This window comes from Spiroplasma sp. ChiS, assembly GCF_002968355.1.
In the GTDB taxonomy this organism is placed as follows: domain Bacteria; phylum Bacillota_I; class Bacilli_A; order Mycoplasmatales; family Mycoplasmataceae; genus Spiroplasma; species Spiroplasma citri.
Genome location: NZ_PUUH01000151.1, coordinates 1 through 1,132, shown reverse-complemented (window position 1 = coordinate 1,132; position 1,132 = coordinate 1). Strand labels below are relative to the sequence as shown.

At 24.3% G+C, this 1,132-nt stretch carries 3 protein-coding genes and 1 tRNA gene; 3 read left to right on the top strand and 1 reads right to left on the bottom strand.

Going from position 1 to position 1,132, the window contains the following annotated elements; translation table 4 throughout:
* Window positions 1–365: hypothetical protein (locus C6B38_RS09975; protein WP_162475869.1), on the top strand; the 365-nt coding region annotated here is incomplete at its 5' end.
* A 31-nt stretch (window positions 366–396) separates the two neighbouring features.
* On the opposite strand, the gene C6B38_RS09400 is transcribed toward C6B38_RS09975, so the two are convergent.
* Window positions 397–663: a hypothetical protein gene (locus C6B38_RS09400; RefSeq protein WP_146693307.1), complete on the bottom strand. Its 267-nt coding sequence runs from the start codon at window positions 661–663 to the stop codon at window positions 397–399.
* Between C6B38_RS09400 and C6B38_RS04610 the strand changes: the two genes are divergently transcribed.
* Window positions 641–731: transfer RNA gene (locus C6B38_RS04610), tRNA-Ser, on the top strand. The genes C6B38_RS09400 and C6B38_RS04610 overlap by 23 nt on opposite strands.
* Window positions 732–824: 93 nt before the next feature.
* Window positions 825–1,109, top strand: coding sequence for a lipoprotein (locus tag C6B38_RS04605; protein WP_105298832.1), 285 nt, complete (start codon window positions 825–827; stop codon window positions 1,107–1,109).
* Window positions 1,110–1,132: the final 23 nt, after the last annotated feature.

Below are 1,132 nucleotides of genomic sequence, written 5' to 3'. Positions count from 1 at the left end.
TAACTAATGATATTCAAACATTTAAGACTGGTAAAACTAATGGTTTACCAAGTGGAGATTATCCAAATACCTATTTTGCCTATCAAAATAGAGTAATAATTAAATTCTTATTACAAATAACAAAATTATCTAATAACGATAATGATAAAATTAAAGAAACATATTTACAAGCATATTATACAAATGATATGAAATTAAAAATTATATTTGTAAAAGTATTATTTGCTAAACTATTAGGACAAATAATAACTCATTGAAAATATTTTGGTAATGATAAAGATATAACAATAGACTTAAATGATTTTGTATTAAATATGGGAAATACTAGTGATAATCCTATTAAAATTACAATTAAACCAAATTAAAAAAACAAAAAGAGATTATTAAATCTCTTTTTTATTCTTCATTAACTTTTATATTACCCTCATTATCAACAACTAAATCAGGTTCTTGTGTATCTAAATTTCAACGATAAACAGATTTAAAATATTTTATTCCTGTATAATCTTCTCATCTATGTTCTGCATGACCCTTTATTTCACTAACTGTCAAATCATAATGGTGAACCTTGGGTTTATCTCATCAATGAAAAATAAGACACCTTGGGTTTATCTCATCAATGATTTTAGTATTTCTATATGGAACAGTACTCAAATTGGACAAGAGGACATCCTGCTAAGATGTTAGGTCGGGTAACCGATGTGAGAGTTCAAATCTCTCCTGTTCCGCCATTTAATAAAAAGTAAATATAAAAAAGAGATTTAATATCTCTTTTTTTATTTTTATTATATAATTTAACTAATAAATAAAGAAGGAGAATAGAAATGAAAAGATTATTAAGTATAATAGGTGCAATTAGTTTACTAGGAACAAGCACAACAAATGTAGTTGCTTGTAATGCACCACAAGAATATACATCCGAAGAATTAAAAGAACTAAAAGAAAAGAATAAAATAGATACAGCTGATGAAAATATTAAAAATAATTTAGAATGAATAGCACCACAAGAAAAACCATTTAATACAGTTGATAATAAATGATATTATGTAGTATGGCGTAGTAATGAAAAGGATAATTGAAGAATTGTTAAATTTAAATGAAAAGGATAATTGAAGAATTGTTAAATTTAAAA